This is a genomic window from Enterococcus sp. 7F3_DIV0205, assembly GCF_002141365.2.
Classification (GTDB): domain Bacteria; phylum Bacillota; class Bacilli; order Lactobacillales; family Enterococcaceae; genus Enterococcus_L; species Enterococcus_L palustris.
This window is the reverse complement of record NZ_CP147244.1, coordinates 1,330,886-1,348,798: the sequence shown is the minus strand read 5'-3', so window position 1 is coordinate 1,348,798 and position 17,913 is coordinate 1,330,886. Positions and strand designations below refer to the sequence as shown.

Below are 17,913 nucleotides of genomic sequence, written 5' to 3'. Positions count from 1 at the left end.
AGTATCAGATTTTTTTAGGTATCGTGAACTTGGCAATAAAGTGATTGTTTTTATTTGTGAAGTTATGACTAGCGTATTTATAATTCTTTAATATATTGATGAAAATATACAGGCCCTTTCCTTGATGGCCTTCTTTGGTTGAAAAATTATTTTGCAAAAAAGTAGAGAATGGAATACTGACTTGATTGCTATAGGTATTATCAATTTCAATGGTTATGGTACTAGCCGTTCCAGTTATCGTTATCTCAATAGAAGGATTGCTTGTCCGCTCAGTGGCTTCATAAGCATTGTCGAGCAAGATGGAAAAGCATCGAATGAAATCGACGATGTTCATATCAATATTTGTTAAATTTTCAGTTATATGTAAGCTCAAATGAATATTTGCGCTAAGTACTTTGTTCAAAAAACTTGTTAGCAGAGCTTGAACGGGTAAATTATTAATAACAGAAACTTTCCTATATAGATTTGGCGTAAGCAAGGAATCAGAATACTGAATAAGGCGTTTGAGCTGCTCAAGCGCTTTTTTTTGATCTCCAACTTCTAAGTAAGTCGTTAAGTTTTGTAAGAAATTGTTATAATCCTGGCGGAATTCATGTGAAAGGCTAATCTTATTTTTTTCACGGTTATACGTCTCAGTCAAAAGAGCAATATATTGTTTTTCATTATTAGACTTAAGCACAAGCAGCAAATTCCAGCTGATTAAACAGGTATAACCAACGATAATAAATAAACTATAAAGTAGAGAAAAGGAATCCCCGCTTAAAACATTGACTTGTTTGATGAGAACAGCTAAAAAAAGCAAAAACAAAAGAAAAACAGAAAGTAGTCTATATTTTTTGGGAAGTAGTGCAGGAGTATCGTGAGGGAAGTATCGTTTCCATAAATAATTCATTAATCCGATAACCAAAAATAATACTAATTGCTGCAAAAAGACAAATAAGAAAAAATAAGAATCATAGGTAGCGTTAGAAATTTGCTGATTATAATGTAAAATATCCCAAGTATCCAATGTTGGAATCCAAGAAAGAGTAATTAAAGCAATTTCAAAACTAATCAATAGAGAGGGAGAAAACCAATTACTCAATCTTTTAACAGAAAAAATAAACTGTAATAAAAAGAAGGGAAGTTGAAACAGTGCTATATAAGGTGAATGTATAAGAAAGCCTAAGCCAAATTGTATGACTACGCAGAAAGTTAGGGCCAGACTTTCACGCAACATAAAAATTTTTTTATAGGTAAGAAGCCAGATAAACTGAAAAAAATTAACTGCCAGTAATGATGTAAAGAGAGATTTATCCAAAGTAATTAGCCTCCTATAAGGCTTTTTTTATTTTATCAATAATCGAAATACCTACATTTAATTGTTCTCCATTTGAGAAACTAACGATTCCATTTGCTCTGTCAAGTGTTGCTATAGTTGATAAGTTGATGATATATGAAAGTAGTGAAGTCATTAAGTAGTCTTGTGGCAAAAGTTTTTTTATCTTACCAATATGGCCATTGATAATGATTTCTTCTGAAAAAGTTTTAATTAAAATTTGACCACGTACTCCTTTTAGAGATTCAATATAAAGAACATTTTTACAATTGATATAAATTTTTTCGGCACCGTTTTTTAAGGTAACAATGTCAGGATTTTCAGTCCAAAAATCTTTTAGTTGATGTTCTACTTTTGTTAATAATTTGTGGATCGAGTTATTCATATTCGCTTGGGAAGTCCCATCTTTAACGATATAACCAATTGGAAAGATGTCACTATTGATGATAGAGATTGCTTTATCTTCTAAACTAGTCAGAAAAATAATTGAACAGTTATGATTTTTTTTTCTGACTTCTGTCGCTAAATCAATTCCAGTAAAGGTCGTTTTTAAATCAATATCAAAAATAAAAACATCGGTGTCAGTGATTGAGAGTGTTTGAAGATCTTTAAAAAAAAATAAATGATTATCTATAGAAGAAATATCAAAATTAACAAAATTAGAGTGATAGTCATTTAAAGATTGGATAATTCGCTTCCGATATTCATAATCATCTTCTATCACGTAGATTTTAGCACATAAACTCATAATAAAATACTCCTTAGTATGTAAAATTAAATATTAATCAAACAATATTAATACATAGTAAATTATTTTTCCAATAAAATGAAGAGTTTATTGATAAAAAAAATACGAAAATCGTAAAAAAGACAAAAAAGCGCTTACATTCGATTTAAGTGATTTAAAAGTATCGGTATTATTTAAACAGTATTACAGCGCTGTTTTGATACAAAAGATTTAATAAGGGGGAGTTATATGAAGAGGAATAGATTACTTGCATTCTTGTTGGTATTTATTTGTTTGAGTGCTTATCCAAAGATAAGCAAAGCAGAAGAACAAAATACTGGAAACCATGCGAGTAGTCAAGTGAGTATTACATTTGTTCAGGACAACACACCACTAAAAAGTAAAGAAACTCCAAATGATAAGGGAGGAATACTTGGTGATTTAGGTCTAGGACAAGGGAAAAGATTACCGAATACTGGTGAAGTCAAGATGATTTTATGGATAGCTACAGGCTATTTGGTTTTACTAATGTTGTGCGTCACCGTAGGCTACTATTATTTAATTGGGGGAAGAAAAATGAAATTATGGAAATCAATGTTCGTAACAACACTACTATTAGGTAGTATTGCAGCACCAAGTGTCTCGCTTGCGACAGATAATACAGTTGGCGATGAATCAGGAAAGAAAGATGCACAATCATTTGGTTCAGTAAACCTACAAGCAGGAGAAGATGATAAACCAGGTAAACCTGAAGTTCCTGGTGATGAAGAAGGTGGCGAAACAGGAAATACTGGACTTTTAGCAATTACGTATGTCTCTCCACTCGATTTTGGAGATGTTCAACTAACAGGACAAGAACAAGTGAAAACTGCGAAAAATGAAGATCCAAGTCTTCAAATCCGAGATATTCGCGGAACTGGTAAAGGGTGGACCGTTCAAGTATCTATGACAGAATTCAAACAAAAAACAAACGATAAAATCATTATGAAAGGAGCAGCTTTATACTTGCCAAAAGGAACAGCTAAAGCAAGCGGAGCAACGACATCTTCAGCTCCAACAACAAAAGAAGTTGAAGTAAATGATAAGCCACAGACTATTTTTGAAGCAAAACCAGGAACAAGTACTGATATTGTCGGTGCTGGTGCATGGATGGATAAATTTGGAAAAGAAACAGTGAAATTGACAATTCCTCAAGATGCCTTAGTTGGTGACTATCAAGCACAATTAACATGGACGATTTCAGACACACCAGGAAAGAAATAAGGAGAGAAAATTAAATGAAAAAAACGATTCTATTAACATGCTCAGTTGTATTAACATCACTTGCTATGGGAGCACAAGCGGCTCATGCTGAAAGTACAACACCATACAATGGTAAAGCAACCTTTGAATTTACGACGGAAGATCCTAACAATCTAAAGCCAAATCCACCAGTAGATCCAGAAAAACCAGTAACTCCACCAACTGGTCAAAAAGGTTTAGTGGCAATTGATGCTGTTTCTGATCTTAACTTTGGTTCAGCAACAATTTCAGGGGGCGAAACCAAAGCAACAGCAGTCGTTAATGAAGGCGAAACATTAGGAATTCAAGTAACAGATAAAAGAGGAACAGGTGCTGGTTGGAATGTTCAAGCAAAAATCAGTGATTTTAAGGATAAAACAGATGCTAAAAAGATATTGAAAGGCGCGACTGTAAAAATTCCAGCAGGAACATTTTATACAACCGCTACTGGAGATAAAGATAATGCTCCAACAGCCTCAAATGGGAACGGTACGGTGATTGGCACTGCTGCAACACAACTTATCACAGCAGCCAAAGACAAAGGAAAAGGTTCTTGGGTCAATGATTGGGCAGATAATGTGGAATTAACAATCCCAGGGGGGAATCTTGTTGGTAATTATGAAGCAGCAATTACTTGGACGATGTATGACACACCAACAGGAAACAAATAATTAAGAGAAATCGAAGGAAAACCAATATGAAAAAGCTAAGTATAGTCACAGGTGTTGCTTTAACAAGTCTATTACTAGTTAACGGACAAAGTACTTTTGCAGCAGATACAGCAACACAAAAATCAACGACAGCAAATGTTGAAGTAACGAAATCTAACCTAGTTGATCCAGGTGATCCGGAAGAACCAATTGGACCAGGGATAGGAACAGGAGACTTCACGATTAATGCTGTTTCTGATTTTGACTTTGGTCAAATTAAGATTGGTGATATTGGAACAGCTAAACTTGGAGATGGAAAAAAACTAGGGGTAGAAGTTATTGATGAACGAGGAACAGGTGCTGGTTGGAATGTCCAAGTGAAAATGACAAATTTTTCATCAACTGTTAATGGAAACTCAGACAAAATCGTAAAAGGTTGGGAATTAGTGATTCCTAAAGGAAAAGTAAAAAGTAAAAATGGAGACATGGCGAATGCACCCGTAACAAAAGTCGTAACTTTAAATGAAGCTGGAGTAGCTCAAACTGTCTTTTCAGCAGACAAAGATAAAGGGCTAGGAAGATACACGAGTATCTTTATGGATAAAGATACGGTTACCACTACTCCTGTGACGTTGAAGATTCCTAGTTATGCCAAAATAGGGACTTATAAAGCCGATTTAACATGGACTCTAACAACTGCACCATCAAAATAAGCAATAAAAAAGGAGCAATAAAAATGAAAAAAAATATAGTATTATTCTCATCCCTAGTATTAGGCGTATTAGCTATTAATAGCTTTAATACAGAAGTGCATGCAGAAAAATTGTCAGATGCAACATCACCTGTTGATATTCAAATGTTGGCAGGAGACGAAAATGAAACGCATCCGCCAGTAGGTCCAACAGATCCAACAGACCCAGAAAATCCAGGAACGGGAAATACAGGTTTATTGACAATTGACCGTGTGCCAAATGTAAAGTTTGGCGAAGTGAACATCAGCGGCTCCGATCAAGTGGAATATGCGATGAATGAAAATCCTTATACTCAAGTAACAGACGTACGCGGAACGTCTGCTGGTTGGACGTTGTATGTCAAAGCTGATCCATTTGTAAGTTCCAAAAAAGATGAACTAAAAGGAGCAACACTATCACTAAAAAGCAGTACAATTGCCTCAAAAAGTACAGGAAAAGTGATCACGCCACCAAAAGGATTTAATGTGTCATTAACAGCAACAAACCAAAAAATCTTAATGGCTGATAAAAATTCTGGTGAAGGTACATGGATGCAAACTTGGAAGAAAGCAGATGCTGATGAGAAAAACCAAAACATCCAATTAGCAATCTTAGCTGGTACAGCTAAAGCGAATACAACTTATACAACAACAATTTACTGGGAGCTTCAAGACGCACCAGGAAAATAAAATGAGTAAGAGCAAGGCCAAAATAAATCAATTTTAGGAAAATAAAGCAGGGATTCATTTTACTACAAATGGGTTTTGGAACAAAGCAACTGCTTTCTAATAAAAAAAGTTGTTTTGTTCTAGCCTTATTTTCTAAAAACTGACCTCACTAAATAAACTAATCGTTATTTTATTCACCACAGACGTTAAAACATCTGTTTTAAAAGTTGGGTGTCTCAAAAGTTTTAGGTTAGCCCAAGCTCATTAAATTCAGGAGGAAAAACGATGCGCAACGTCAAAACAATGGTGTACAGTTTATTTTTAAGTATCTTATTTTTTATAGGAATACCCGCTTCAGCGGCAGATATGGAGTATTCGATTAGTGCTAATATTCCTGAAAATCAAGTAGATAAAAGTCAAACTTATTTCGATTTACGCATGAAACCAGGACAAAAACAAGACTTATCATTGAATATTTCAAATGCTGGGGATAAAGAAATTACGTTGAATGTCATTCCAAATGTGGCAACAACCAATCAAAACGGTGTTATCGATTTCAGTGAGAAAGATAAAGAAATCGATTCCAGCCTAAAGTATCCACTGACAAAGCTTTTATCAAAAGAGCAAAAAGTAACGCTAGCTCCTAAAGAAAAGAAAGTAGTTTCATTTAGCTTACAAATGCCAGAAGAGGAATTTTCTGGAAAAATAGTGGGTGGATTTTACGTCTATAAAGATGAATCAGGGGAAAAGGAGAGAAAATCTGAAGGTGGCGTTCAAATCACCAATAAATACGCCATGGTTGTTGGTGTCCAACTAACTGAAAAAGATGATTCTGTGGTTCCTGAATTAAAATTGAATACGATTCAGCCCAGTTTGCTGAACTATCGAACAGCTGTAACAGCTAATCTTCAAAATACACAGCCTACATTTGTCAATGATTTAAAAGTGGTGGCTAAGGTAAGTAAAAAAGGGGCAACAGAGGTTATCCACCAAACAACTAAAGAAGAATTAGCGATGGCTCCAAACTCAAATTTTGATTTTCCGATTAGTTGGGACAATCAAGAACTAGCGCCTGGAAAATATTCTTTAGACTTAGTTGCTAGTAATAAGGATAAAGAGTGGAGATTTCAAAAAGATTTTGAAATTAAAGCCAAAGAAGTTAAAAAATTAAACGAAGAAGCTATTGAAGTCAAAAAAGAACCCAATTATTGGGCGATTGGTGGAATCGTTGCAAGTATTGTCATAGTCATTGCAGCTGTGATCATTTTGATTGTAAAAATAAGAAAAGAAAAAAAACGCAAAGAAGCATTAGCCAAAAAACGTAAAAAAAGGAAAAATAAACAAGGGAAATAACAGTGGAAATAAGCAAAGAAAGGAGGAATAAATAGTGAAAATAAGCGTAAAAATAGTAAGCGGTGCTATTTTATATTTGTCCATATTCATCTTATTTCTTTTTAAAGTATCATTTGTTGAAGCTGCGTCTGAAACAGTTTCATTAGAAGATTATTATGTCGAAATGCTTCCTGATGGTACTCTTACAAGAGGAAAAACTTTTGTCCCAGACAAACCAGTTATTCGACCAGCGTATACAAAATCCTCTACTGAGGCAGTGAATGATATTGTGCATGAAGACGGGAAACGTGCTTTTAAAGATGTTGGATACACGATATTTTTTGACAAAAATTGGGTGCTGTACTATAACAATGTTGGAATCTACAATAACCGACCGATTTCTTATAAAATTAAATTCTTTACAGGACCGCCTTCTCCTTCGCAGTACTTTATGTATTCTATTAAGTTGAATAGTGATGGGTCACTTAACATAGACTCGGCTATGTCAAGAGGAGTTGGTGATGCTTGGGGTTCGTATCAGTTAGTCTATACGGATACGAAAGAAGTTGTAAAAAATGTATATGTTGAGTTCCCTCAAACTATAACGAATCGTATGTCTGACGAGTCTACAATAAACTATTCTTATAATTCATTTGGATTAGTTGGTTTAAAGAAGGTATATCGTGAAAGACCTGTAGGCAATATAGTACCAACTGTACTGTCTCAAATGACAGGATCGGAATCTGAGTTGGATCTTTTGAAGGTAAGGATGTTGCCATCTTCCATTAATGAGCAACAGTTTATTGTTGTATCAGACAACGAATATCCAGTAGTTGAAGGTGGCTTTCAGGAAAGGGGCGCTTTGTCTACTTTTCATACTATTTTTAAGAGTGATGTGAAGTCTCCAAGTATTCCTAACTATACTTCACCAACTATTGAAGGGTCTAAAGTCGCTGATTCTTTTCAAGCTAATTATTCGATTAATCAGGTTGTTACGCCAGCCTATGACAAGTTTTATCCAGATGTGCTAGCAATTGTTTTAGAGGACAAAGACAAATTGTTTTCAACATTTGATGGCGCCAACATCAAAATATCTAAATTAGATGGCACTGATATTACAAGTAAGGTCACAATTAAGAAGACATCAGATGGCAAGTTAGATATAGCTATACCACGTAGTTTACTAATAGAATTGCAAGATAACATCGTTACAGTTCAAGCAAATCTTACTACAATCGATACTAAAAAAGCATTAACTTATTATGATTCAACTAGTGGGTCAATTAAGTTGCCTTTAACAGTTAATAATGTCAGAAAAATAGGAAAAGACTGGGTGACTTCTACTAGCAATACTGCCGATGCACAAATCGTTCCAACTATTTTGGCAACGGCTGTCCCGCAAAAAGTAGAAATAAACAGCAGTACAGATGATTTAAATTTAGACAGTCTTTTGACAGATATAAAAAGTACGATTCCAGGGGACAAAGTAAAAGTACTTCCTCTAACAAAAAAAGTATTTGATACAGTAAAAAAAGAGACAATCACAATGAAACTACAGAGTGAATTGTTACCACAATTAACACAGACGATTGATGTACCAGTAGATGTAATAGATGATGTTATCACTTCAGCATTTTTTGAGAATCAAGCATGGATCATTAATAATATTAATGACCAGCTAAGCCCAAAACAAATAGATAAAGATGTCTATATGTCAGATTTAGCTAAAATCAAACAAATTAATACGGATAGTACTAGACCTTTTCCAGGACAACATATTCCTAAGAATATCAAATATTTTCAAAATCTAGAACTCTTATATTTAAGAAATACTAAACTGGATGGTAATCTTCCAGAAGAGTTAGGGAAATTAGCGAAGATGAAGGATCTAAGAATATTTGATAATTATTTGACAGGAGAAATACCTAAGGAGTTAGGGAATTTAACGAATTTAGAATATTTAATTTTAGATGGAAATGGCTTGACAGGTACTGTACCAAAAGAACTAGGCACTTTACCAAATCTGCATACACTTTATTTGAATAGAAATAGACTTGTCGGGCAATTCCCAACGTTTAGAGACGGTTTTAAGATTTTAATGGTAGAAAATAACCAACTTACTTACAATACAGCCGATGTACCTAGTTTCTTAACAAGTGCTGTTACAAAGGGTTATTCCAAAACATTCATTGGTGAAATGTATTTATCAGGTAATCAGCAAATTATGATTACTAATCCAACAACCACATCGATAAAACCTTTTGTTGAATCTGATCCTGGCTATTTTGCTTTAACAGCAATTTCTTCTGCAACGAAGATTCCATTGTATGCTGAACATGTGTTTAAAATTATTGATGAAGAAACAAAGACGGTTTTGTATGAAGGAAAAGCAGATGAAAAAGCTGAAATTCCTTACAAAAAAGGAATGACATATAAAGTAATTCTGGATAATTCAGATCAAAATCCAAAGAATGTTTGGATAGTCAAAACAAAAATACCTGAACTAAAATTAGACAGTGTCCCTTCAGCGATGGCATTTTCAATTGCATTAGGGAAAGACTTGGAAAAGCCAGTACAATTAACTGGGAAAGTCTCTGTATTTGACAATCGAGAAAATGGTCACTGGCAATTGAGTATAACGCCAAGCACTCTGAATTCTGATTCAAGAGCTCTTAAAGGTGAATATATCTATATCGATAGCAAAGGTGTAGAAAAAAATATTGTCTCAGATCAGAAAATCATGATTGAAAGTGGTGTAAGTGATACCGTTAAAGAAGTAATCCCTATTTCAGATAATTGGGGGAACAAACAAGGTCTGCAATATAAAATGAATGGTTCAAATTATTTAGGCTCATATAAAGGCAATGTTCTTTGGACACTCGAAGATGTTCCTAACTCTAATTAGAGTTAGGAACATGCTTTTATGTTTATAGGTGAATTACATATAAGAAACATTCAGAATGAAGGAGTGATTAAATGAAAAAGACGAGCATAACGCTTTTATTTTTTACGATTACGCTGTTTTTCGGTGTCCAATTTAGCTATGCAGAAGATGGCTCTAAGGAAGTTAGGGGGATTCAAGAACCAACATGGCTGTTTAAAGCTGGAATCAGTAAAGGGAAGTACCATGATCGTCAAGATTTAGGTTTTGTTTTAAAGGAAAATACAACATTAAGAATCAGACAAACAAGTCCTGATTTTAAAGGTGAATTGACAGTGTGGTTATTATCAAATGACTCTAAAGAAGAAGTATCTAAAAAAGTTGGGTCACAGTGGGTAGAACTATCGTCTGATTTTGTGACTACGCCTTTTATTAACACACCATATGGTCAAGCAAATGCAACTGTAGAATATGAAGTTATTGATGATAGTCCGCAAAAACGTTTGCCGATTTATGAATGGCATGGAAATCCTGCCGATTTTTTTACAACTTGGGATAAAGACAATAGTGATTTTGCTCTAATCAAGGGAACAAGGTTTCAGCTTTTCTTACCTGAAAAAGATAAAGAATTAGTCAGAACGCTTAAAGAGTTTAAAACGATTGATGAACTAATTGAACACCTAGATGGTATTCTTACAACGTTTGATCAATATATTGGGTTGGATAACTCTTCATCAGAAAATAGAATGAGCGAAAATCGCTATTTCTTAAAAGCTGATAGAAATGGACCAGGCAGTGCTTATTATGGTCTAAATTGGACTGCAAATACTAGTTCAAGTACAAATATGTGGCTTGAAAAAAAAGGCTGGGGGACACTTCATGAAATTGGTCATGGCTATCAAGCAGGATTTGATAATGTAGGGCTCTACACTGGTGAAGTATCAAATAACTTGTTGGCAGCACAATTCCAGTATGAAAAATTTGGAAAAGACGCTGATAATTTTGGTTGGCTTTTTAACTTTGGGAAAAGAACACAAGTTGACAATGGGTTGTATCAAAAAATCATTATAGAAGGAAGCGGCTATGATAGTAGTCTTAGTCTTAGAGAACGCTTAGTGTTACTGACCATGCTGAAACAAAAAGCTGGAAAAGAAGCATTCGCCAAAATGTATCAAGAATATCGAGTACTAGCTCAACAGCCAGGTTTTAGTACAGCTAATTATCCACTCCCTGATTTGATGAACAAATATTACAGTGAAACAAGCAGGTTTGATTTTACTCCGGCATTGGATCGTTGGAAAATGAAACCGAACATCAAGCAAGGTGAATTTAATCGCTCTAAACGGTTTCCAGCAGTTGCAGCCTTAGTGGATGTTATTCCCAAGGATCAACTAGATACCGCTAGAAAAAGTGTTGATAAACAGATTATGATCAATTCAAACTTTGAGCTTGTAGATAATCAAACGATTGCACCGTTGGGATTGACTGGTTCGCTTACTTTGAATTTAAACATCGATGATCTTGAACAAATAAAAGGGAAAAAACTTCGATTGTTAGATGGCAATTCGATCATTAGAGAAGAAGTAATCCAACAAGCATCAATTCATTTTGAGGATATACCAAACGGCATTTATACCATAGAGCTAGAAAATAGTCTAAAACTTGGCTATTCTTTCAATCAACATTATTTGTATATAAAAGAAAAAGAAAATACAAGCACATTAATCTTTGAAAAAATTAATGCTAGTGTGTTAGTAAACCAAGAAATAATTTTTCGTGGTTTAGGTAGTGTACTTGCAGCTTCATTCAAAACAAATCCAAATCATCAACAAGCTAGTTTTAGAGTTGCGAGTAAAGATCCGCATGTCTATTATGCAGGAGAAAAATACATCAGTATAGAAGTTAGCGATCCTACAGGGAAGGTCATTTACAGCAAAGAACTAGAAGGAACAAAAAATACGTTGGGAGAAGATACATTTTCTTTTGGGCCTGACTACCAAGTGAAAATTTTTCATGATGAAACGAAAAGTCGTTTAATCAGCTCAGATAATATCATTTATAAAGGAAACGATACAAATATCTTTAAGATGACATCTACAGGGTTGTTAAATGAACAACTAAAAAATGATCCGGAATCCACTTTAATGGGAAAAATCGATGAGCTAGCTGCAGAAATAAATGCACAAAAAGAAGTGAAACGATCATCCGATTCTGATTTAAAACAACAACTTTGGGCTGCTATGAATGCATTATCAGAAAAAAATAAGGTAGAGTATCGTAAAAAATACAATTCTTTTTTTGCTGTAGATGGGACACAAGGAGGCGGTGATGCAATGGTAGAAGTCATCGCAGATCCAGATGCTCTTACAATCAATACAGTTCCAGCATTTTTGTTTAAACAAATCCAATTAGGCAAGACAGAGAAAGCCTTTGTATCATCTGGAGAAGAATTAGGCTTAGAAGTTATTGATAAACGAGGAATAGGCGGTGGTTGGAATGTTCAGGTTTCAATGACGGATTTCTTATCTGAAACAGAGGGAAATCAAGAGTCGATTCTTAAAGGTTGGCAGTTGAAAATTCCTAAAGGAACAATTAAAAGCCAAGAAGGAGATTTAGATAATCCGCCAAAATCAAAGGAAGTAATTATTACGACAGCTAATACCAATCAATTGATTTTCTCAGCAGAACAAGGTCAAGGGCTGGGTGATTATACAGAGGTCTTGATGACAGATCAAGCATCAATAGAAAATGCTGTCAGCTTGTCAATTCCGACTTATGCGAAAACAGGCGTCTATAAAGCAGAACTAATTTGGTCGTTAGTAGATGGACCAGTAAAATAAAATCGAATGAAATTATTAGGAGGACTATAGGATGTTTACAATTGGCTTTTTAACGTCAGAAGAACCTGAAAAAAGTGTTCATATGAAGTATTTAACTGAAAAAGGTTGGAATGTTGTGCCGATATCAAACGATGAATTGCCAACTGAAAACATACAAACAGATGCAATCATTATCCAAGAAACAAATATGCCTACAACTTGCCATTGGCTGATCGAACTGACAAAAAATACTTGCTCACCAATTTATTTGCTTTCAGAAGAAGGGGATTCTCATGCAAATATTGTCTATTTACAATTAGGAACTAAGATTTGCTTTTCGTCAGAAATTTATCCCGAAGAATTATTATTAACCTTGAATAATCTTCTAGCAGATAGTCAACCATTCAATAATGCGTTAGAGCAAGGATATCCGATAAATTCTGCTTCTTTTGTATTATTACCAAATAATTTAAGTGTCGTTATTGATGGAGAACGGGAAGTACCCTTAACGAAAAAGGAATTTCAAACAATGGAAATTTTATATAACAATCCGGGAAGAGCGATTTCGTATGAAGAATTCAAAAAAAAATTATGGGGGAATGAAACAGATATCGAGGATAAAAACTATCGTATCGCTAATACAGTTTTCCACTTAAGAAGTAAAATTGAACAAAATACAATGAAACCAAGATTCATTAAAACGATACGATCAAAAGGATATATGTTTAACGATAGATAAGTATAAAAGCAAAAGTGACTGGGATATAACTCTATGCGTTACCCTCCGGTCACTTTTGCTTTTACTTTTCTGGTACTATAGAGACATATTTTAATTGAAGAGAGAGTGTAATCAACAAATTTTGTTGATCGAAATAAAAAACTGAGGTCGTATTTCTATAATTTTTCAGTATCGTTTGAACATTGGTCAATTCAGATGGTTTTGGCATTTTTTTATCCGTAATCAAATATTCAGGCTGCCTAATTTCTGATAATTGCTGTTTAGGAAGATTACTTATTTCAATCAACAAGTCTTGAGGCGTTTTTTTCAAAGTGAAATAAATTGATTTATCTTGGTACCTCGTTTGCCTATTTACGATGAAATCTAAAAGAGCGGATAAACATCTAATAAAATCAATCAATCGAATCGAAATATCAGCATCGTGGATTTTTTGAGGAATAGAGATGTTTAGATGAATCCCTTTTTCTTCACATTGCTCAATAAATCGTAAAAGCAACCCTTGGATCGGTGGGCTCGCCAAGCGATTCAATTGATCATAACTATCCTCTTCTAATAAATTTTTTGAATAATCTGTTACAGATAAAATAAAAGCAGAAGCTTCCTCTAATCGATCCTCTTCAATATAGCCCATCAAACTCACCAAAATACTGCGATAATCATGCCTAAATTCATCTGCTAAAGTAATTTTATCTAAATCTTTATTATACTGCTGAGACAAAATCAGTTTTCGGAGTTGCTCTTGGTAATATCGACTATATACATAAACAGTAAAATGAAACACACTATTAAGTCCAAGTAAAATCACTGTTAAATATAAAAACGAGCTATATGAACTGTTATATACGGCAAATTGACGTAGAAAATATAAAAAAACTAACAGAATAGTAAGCAAAATTACCGTTACTTTATAATTTTTTTGAACGTGAGCGATAGAATCAAAAAGACCGAATTTTTGATCAAACCATTTGACCCACAAGATAAAAATAAACAGTAAAAATTGTTGTCCTACCAATAAAAAAGGAAGAAGCTGCTGGTGTAGCTCAGTGGAAACTAGTCCAATTCTTAATAAGTAAACGGGTAAATCATAAAGAAATAGCCAAGATATAATAATCAAGGAACTCTCTAAATAAAGAAATAAAGCCATCAACAACCAACTTTTTAAATGGCAAACAATAAAAATCGGCTGCAAAACAACAAAAAGAAATAAAAGAAATACAATAAAAGGTGTTTGAAACAAGAAAATAAATAGGCAATGAAAAATAAGAATCGACGAAAGAATGGTAGTTTGATTTGATGAAGTATATTTTTTATTGCCTAAAAACCAAATAAGCTGGAGATAGTTTAGCGACAATAAAATAGCAAAAAAGGGAAAGCTCATAAATATCTCCTCTCATCGGTATTTTTCAGTAGTGTAAAATTAGCAATAAATTGATTCTCTTTTTGTGTGATCGTATAATCACATTCTGGATATTGATCTAAAATCGTCATAAAAATATAAAGCCCTTTTCCTTGATGCCCTGCTTTGGTAGAAAAATTATTCTGCAGCAAGGTTTGAAAGGAAACTTTTTTTTCTTCATTGTAGGTATTACGAACTTCTATCGTTAAAAACTCTTGTGTTCCTTCAATGAAAACACCAATAAAGGGATGTTCAGTCTGTTCCGTTGCCTCATACGCATTATTCAATAAAATCGAAAAACATCGAATAAAATCTACGATATTCATAGTCAAATCTGTTAGATTATCTGTAACTTGTAGGTCAATGTCAATAGTAGCTGTCAGACATTTCGTCAGAAAGCTAGTTAATAATCCTCGAGCGGGTGGATTGCTGATACTGGAAATTTTTTTATATAGGTTCGGTGTCAGCAGAGGATCTGAATAATCAATAATGTTATTAAGTAAGGCAACTGCTTTTTCTTTTTCTTTTTGTTCTAAAGAGCTGTTTAAACTAAGGAGTAAGTTTTGATAATCTTGACGAAATTCATCAGAGAGTGTCACTTTTTCTTTTTCTTGCCTGTAGGTTTCTGAAAGCAATTCGATATACTGTTTTTCATTGTTATATTTGGTTGCAAGTAATACATTAAGCGTGATGATCACTGTACAACCAATCACAATACCGGAACTATATAAAACGGAAACTGGGTCGCCATTTAGGACACTAAATTGTTTGAGGCTAGTAGGTAGGAATAAAAGTAGGAGCATTACTATAGACAATAATTTATATTTTTTTGGCAGTAAAGAAATCGAATTGGATAATGCAAAACGCCGATTTAAATAACGAACTAAAATAATTAAGAAAAATAAGAGAAGTTGCTGCAAAATAATAAATAAATATAAATACTTAGCATAAGTTTGATCAGAAATTTCCTGATTAATATGTAAAATATCCCAAGTGTCCAAAGTAGGAATCCAAGACAAAAGAATCAAGGAATTTTCAATGCTGATCAATAATGATGGGATAAACCAGTTATTCAGTTTTCTTGCGACAAACATAAATTGTATGGCTAGAAAAAATAATTGAGAAAAAGCAATATAAGAATTACTGATAAAAATTGCTAATATAAACTGAATAAATACAAAGCCACTCAAAATGAGACTTTCACGTAATGTGAGTAGTTTTTTATAAGTAATCAGCCAAATCATTTGTAAAAAATTTACTGCTATTATGGAAGTAACGAAAGACTTATCCATACTTAAGCCCCCTATAATACTTTTTTCAATTTATCAATGATTTTGATACCCACCAATAGTTCATCTCCATTAGAAAAGCCAACCATCCCTTTTGCTCTATCAAGAACAGCAATAGCAGTTAAATTAATGATATAAGATTGTAATGATGTAAATAAGTAAGGCTGATGATCCAACATTTTTTTTATTTTGCCGATTTGTCCATTAATAATGATATCTTCATGAAATGTTTTAATTAAAATTTTTCCACGCAATCCTTTTATTGATTCTATGTATAGAATATCTTTTCCATTAACATATATTTTTTTAGCCCCTGTTTTTATCCGAACGATATTCGGATCTTCTCTCCAACTATTATTTAAATTGTACTCAACTTTGTCCAATAGTTCATAGAGTGATTGACTTAATTTTGTAGACGAAACAGTTTTTTTAATAAGATAGCCGATGGGTAAAATATTGCTGTTGATAATAGGAATTGCTTGATCTTCTAAACTTGTTAGAAAAATAATCGAACAGTTACGATTATGTTTGCGTACTTCTAAAGCTAAATCAATTCCTGTAAACGTAGTTTTTAAATCGATATCAAAAATAAAAACATCTGTGTCAGCAATAGAAATTGTTTGAAGTTCCTCCATAAAGAATAGATGGTTATCAATGGAAGAAATGTTGAATCGAACAAAATTTGAATGATAATTTTTTAAAGCATGAATGATTCTCTTCCTATATTCGTGGTCATCTTCTACTACATAAACCTTTGATATAAATGCCATTGAAGGCTCCTTTCTTGTATTCCATGAAAAAAAACAAAATTTAAGTAAATTATTTTAGTATATTTTAGATTATTTTTGCAATAAAAGGAAGTAATTGTTAAATAAAAGGTATAAAAGTGTTCGAAAGGAACGAAAAAGCGCTTTCAAAATGTTTTGTGAGATAAAACTTAACTGTATTATTTAAAGTGTACTACAGCAACAGCTCTTATACAAAAAATAACTAAGAACATTTTTTCGTAAAGGAGTACAGCAAAGTTGAAAGATTTAGCTGCAAATAAAGAGTAAAGGAGGATTTCTATGAGACAGAATCGATTACTTGTTTTATTTATAGTAGCTGTTTATTTTATTTTAACGCCGCTCATCGGACATGCTGAAGAAAAAAAAGCTGCAAGTAAGGCAAGTAGTCAAGCAAGCATCACTTTTGTCCATGACAACACACCAAAAAAACTCAAAGAGCAAACCAAAAATCATGGAGGAATCTTAGGCGATCTAGGTTATGGACAAGGAAAAAGACTACCGAACACTGGTGAGATAATAACAATAGTTGGAATAACTGTTGGTTTACTTCTCATTGGTTTGTTCACTGTTATCAGTATTTACTATTATTTTACAGGGGGAAGAAAAATGAAATTATGGAGATCAATCTTATTATCAGCAATTGTATTAGGTGCGGTTTCAACACCAAACACATCCTTTGCCACTGAATCTGAAGGTGATGGCAAAGGAAATGCAAAATCAGTAGGTTCAGTTACCTTAGAACCAGGAGACGAAAGTGAAAAACCTACAGATCCAGAAGAGCCGGGAGATGAAACCGGTGGGGGAACTGGCAATCCAGGAAACTTAGCGATTTCTTACGTATCACCATTAGATTTTGGATCAGTGAATTTGACTGGGAAAGAGCAAGCAGTTCTAGCAAAAAATGAATCACCAAATATTCAAATCAGGGATTCACGTGGAACGGCAAAAGGTTGGACGGTTCAAGTAGCTATTTCTAATTTTATGAAAGTTAAAGAAGATGGCAAATTAGACGACAAAACAATCATTAGAGGTGCATCTTTATATTTACCAAAAGGAACGGTGAAACCAGCAAACGGTGGAACAGGAGCCAATGCGCCAACTGCTAGAGAATTAACACTTAATAATAAGCCGCAAACAGTATTTGAAGCAGCAGATAAAACTGGTGCAGGGAACTGGATGAATAATTTCGGTAAAGATGCAGTAAGCCTGACGATCCCACAAGATGTATTGATCGGTGACTATCAAGCAGAACTAACGTGGACAATGTCTGACACACCAGGGAAAAAATAAAAGG

At 33.7% G+C, this 17,913-nt stretch carries 14 protein-coding genes; 9 read left to right on the top strand and 5 right to left on the bottom strand.

The features are described 5' to 3' along the window. Nucleotides 1-4 precede the first annotated feature (4 nt). Together A5821_RS06315 and A5821_RS06310 are read right to left on the bottom strand one after the other, a co-directional pair. Nucleotides 5-1,300, bottom strand: coding sequence for a sensor histidine kinase (locus A5821_RS06315; RefSeq protein ID WP_086313728.1), 1,296 nt, complete (start codon nt 1,298-1,300; stop codon nt 5-7). 13 nt (nt 1,301-1,313) lie between these two features. Further along, nucleotides 1,314-2,066, bottom strand: coding sequence for a LytR/AlgR family response regulator transcription factor (locus tag A5821_RS06310; RefSeq protein ID WP_086313727.1), 753 nt, complete (start codon nt 2,064-2,066; stop codon nt 1,314-1,316). 228 nt (nt 2,067-2,294) lie between these two features. Between A5821_RS06310 and A5821_RS06305 the strand changes: the two genes are divergently transcribed. The 8 genes from A5821_RS06305 to A5821_RS06270 all read left to right on the top strand — a co-directional run bounded on the left by A5821_RS06305 (nt 2,295) and on the right by A5821_RS06270 (nt 13,146). Beyond that, nucleotides 2,295-3,308, top strand: coding sequence for a WxL domain-containing protein (locus tag A5821_RS06305; protein ID WP_086313726.1), 1,014 nt, complete (start codon nt 2,295-2,297; stop codon nt 3,306-3,308). Between the two features lie 14 nt (nt 3,309-3,322). Next, on the top strand, nt 3,323-3,997 hold the full coding sequence (locus tag A5821_RS06300) for a WxL domain-containing protein (protein WP_086313725.1): 675 nt from the start codon (nt 3,323-3,325) through the stop codon (nt 3,995-3,997). A gap of 26 nt (nt 3,998-4,023) precedes the next feature. Further along, on the top strand, nt 4,024-4,689 hold the full coding sequence (locus A5821_RS06295; protein ID WP_086313724.1) for a WxL domain-containing protein: 666 nt from the start codon (nt 4,024-4,026) through the stop codon (nt 4,687-4,689). A gap of 23 nt (nt 4,690-4,712) precedes the next feature. Beyond that, nucleotides 4,713-5,396, top strand: coding sequence for a WxL domain-containing protein (locus A5821_RS06290; RefSeq protein ID WP_170922963.1), 684 nt, complete (start codon nt 4,713-4,715; stop codon nt 5,394-5,396). 264 nt (nt 5,397-5,660) lie between these two features. Next, complete coding sequence (locus tag A5821_RS06285) at nt 5,661-6,728, top strand: DUF916 and DUF3324 domain-containing protein (RefSeq protein ID WP_086313722.1); 1,068 nt, start codon at nt 5,661-5,663, stop codon at nt 6,726-6,728. 34 nt (nt 6,729-6,762) lie between these two features. Beyond that, nucleotides 6,763-9,612, top strand: a complete 2,850-nt coding sequence (locus tag A5821_RS06280) for a leucine-rich repeat domain-containing protein (RefSeq protein WP_086313721.1) — start codon at nt 6,763-6,765, stop codon at nt 9,610-9,612. Between the two features lie 71 nt (nt 9,613-9,683). Further along, entirely contained in the window at nt 9,684-12,428 is a 2,745-nt protein-coding gene (locus A5821_RS06275) for a putative mucin/carbohydrate-binding domain-containing protein (RefSeq protein WP_086313720.1), read from the top strand. A 31-nt stretch (nt 12,429-12,459) separates the two neighbouring features. Continuing rightward, nucleotides 12,460-13,146, top strand: a complete 687-nt coding sequence (locus A5821_RS06270) for a response regulator transcription factor (protein WP_086313719.1) — start codon at nt 12,460-12,462, stop codon at nt 13,144-13,146. A 61-nt stretch (nt 13,147-13,207) separates the two neighbouring features. Here A5821_RS06270 and A5821_RS06265 read toward each other — a convergent pair whose 3' ends face one another. Genes A5821_RS06265 through A5821_RS06255 form a run of 3 tightly spaced genes read right to left on the bottom strand, consistent with a single transcriptional unit; the run spans nt 13,208 to nt 16,601 of the window. Further along, nucleotides 13,208-14,524 (bottom strand): hypothetical protein, encoded by a 1,317-nt coding sequence (locus A5821_RS06265; protein WP_086313718.1) that lies wholly within the window; start codon nt 14,522-14,524, stop codon nt 13,208-13,210. Next, nucleotides 14,521-15,834 (bottom strand): GHKL domain-containing protein, encoded by a 1,314-nt coding sequence (locus A5821_RS06260; protein ID WP_086313717.1) that lies wholly within the window; start codon nt 15,832-15,834, stop codon nt 14,521-14,523. Before A5821_RS06260 ends, A5821_RS06265 begins: the two co-directional genes overlap by 4 nt. An 11-nt stretch (nt 15,835-15,845) precedes the next feature. Next, nucleotides 15,846-16,601, bottom strand: coding sequence for a LytR/AlgR family response regulator transcription factor (locus tag A5821_RS06255; RefSeq protein WP_086313716.1), 756 nt, complete (start codon nt 16,599-16,601; stop codon nt 15,846-15,848). Nucleotides 16,602-16,898: 297 nt separating this feature from the next. Between A5821_RS06255 and A5821_RS06250 the strand changes: the two genes are divergently transcribed. Beyond that, nucleotides 16,899-17,909, top strand: coding sequence for a WxL domain-containing protein (locus A5821_RS06250; RefSeq protein WP_086313715.1), 1,011 nt, complete (start codon nt 16,899-16,901; stop codon nt 17,907-17,909). Nucleotides 17,910-17,913 lie beyond the last annotated feature (4 nt).

Bases quoted from the DNA above. Each gene is read 5' to 3' on its own strand.
- A5821_RS06310 (WP_086313727.1), bottom strand. From the start codon at position 2,066: ATGAGTTTATGTGCTAAAATCTACGTGATAGAAGATGATTATGAATAT.
- A5821_RS06275 (WP_086313720.1), top strand. From the start codon at position 9,684: ATGAAAAAGACGAGCATAACGCTTTTATTTTTTACGATTACGCTGTTT.
- A5821_RS06285 (WP_086313722.1), top strand. From the start codon at position 5,661: ATGCGCAACGTCAAAACAATGGTGTACAGTTTATTTTTAAGTATCTTA.
- A5821_RS06290 (WP_170922963.1), top strand. From the start codon at position 4,713: ATGAAAAAAAATATAGTATTATTCTCATCCCTAGTATTAGGCGTATTA.
- A5821_RS06255 (WP_086313716.1), bottom strand. From the start codon at position 16,601: ATGGCATTTATATCAAAGGTTTATGTAGTAGAAGATGACCACGAATAT.
- A5821_RS06250 (WP_086313715.1), top strand. From the start codon at position 16,899: ATGAGACAGAATCGATTACTTGTTTTATTTATAGTAGCTGTTTATTTT.
- A5821_RS06265 (WP_086313718.1), bottom strand. From the start codon at position 14,524: ATGAGCTTTCCCTTTTTTGCTATTTTATTGTCGCTAAACTATCTCCAG.
- A5821_RS06300 (WP_086313725.1), top strand. From the start codon at position 3,323: ATGAAAAAAACGATTCTATTAACATGCTCAGTTGTATTAACATCACTT.
- A5821_RS06270 (WP_086313719.1), top strand. From the start codon at position 12,460: ATGTTTACAATTGGCTTTTTAACGTCAGAAGAACCTGAAAAAAGTGTT.
- A5821_RS06295 (WP_086313724.1), top strand. From the start codon at position 4,024: ATGAAAAAGCTAAGTATAGTCACAGGTGTTGCTTTAACAAGTCTATTA.
- A5821_RS06260 (WP_086313717.1), bottom strand. From the start codon at position 15,834: ATGGATAAGTCTTTCGTTACTTCCATAATAGCAGTAAATTTTTTACAA.
- A5821_RS06305 (WP_086313726.1), top strand. From the start codon at position 2,295: ATGAAGAGGAATAGATTACTTGCATTCTTGTTGGTATTTATTTGTTTG.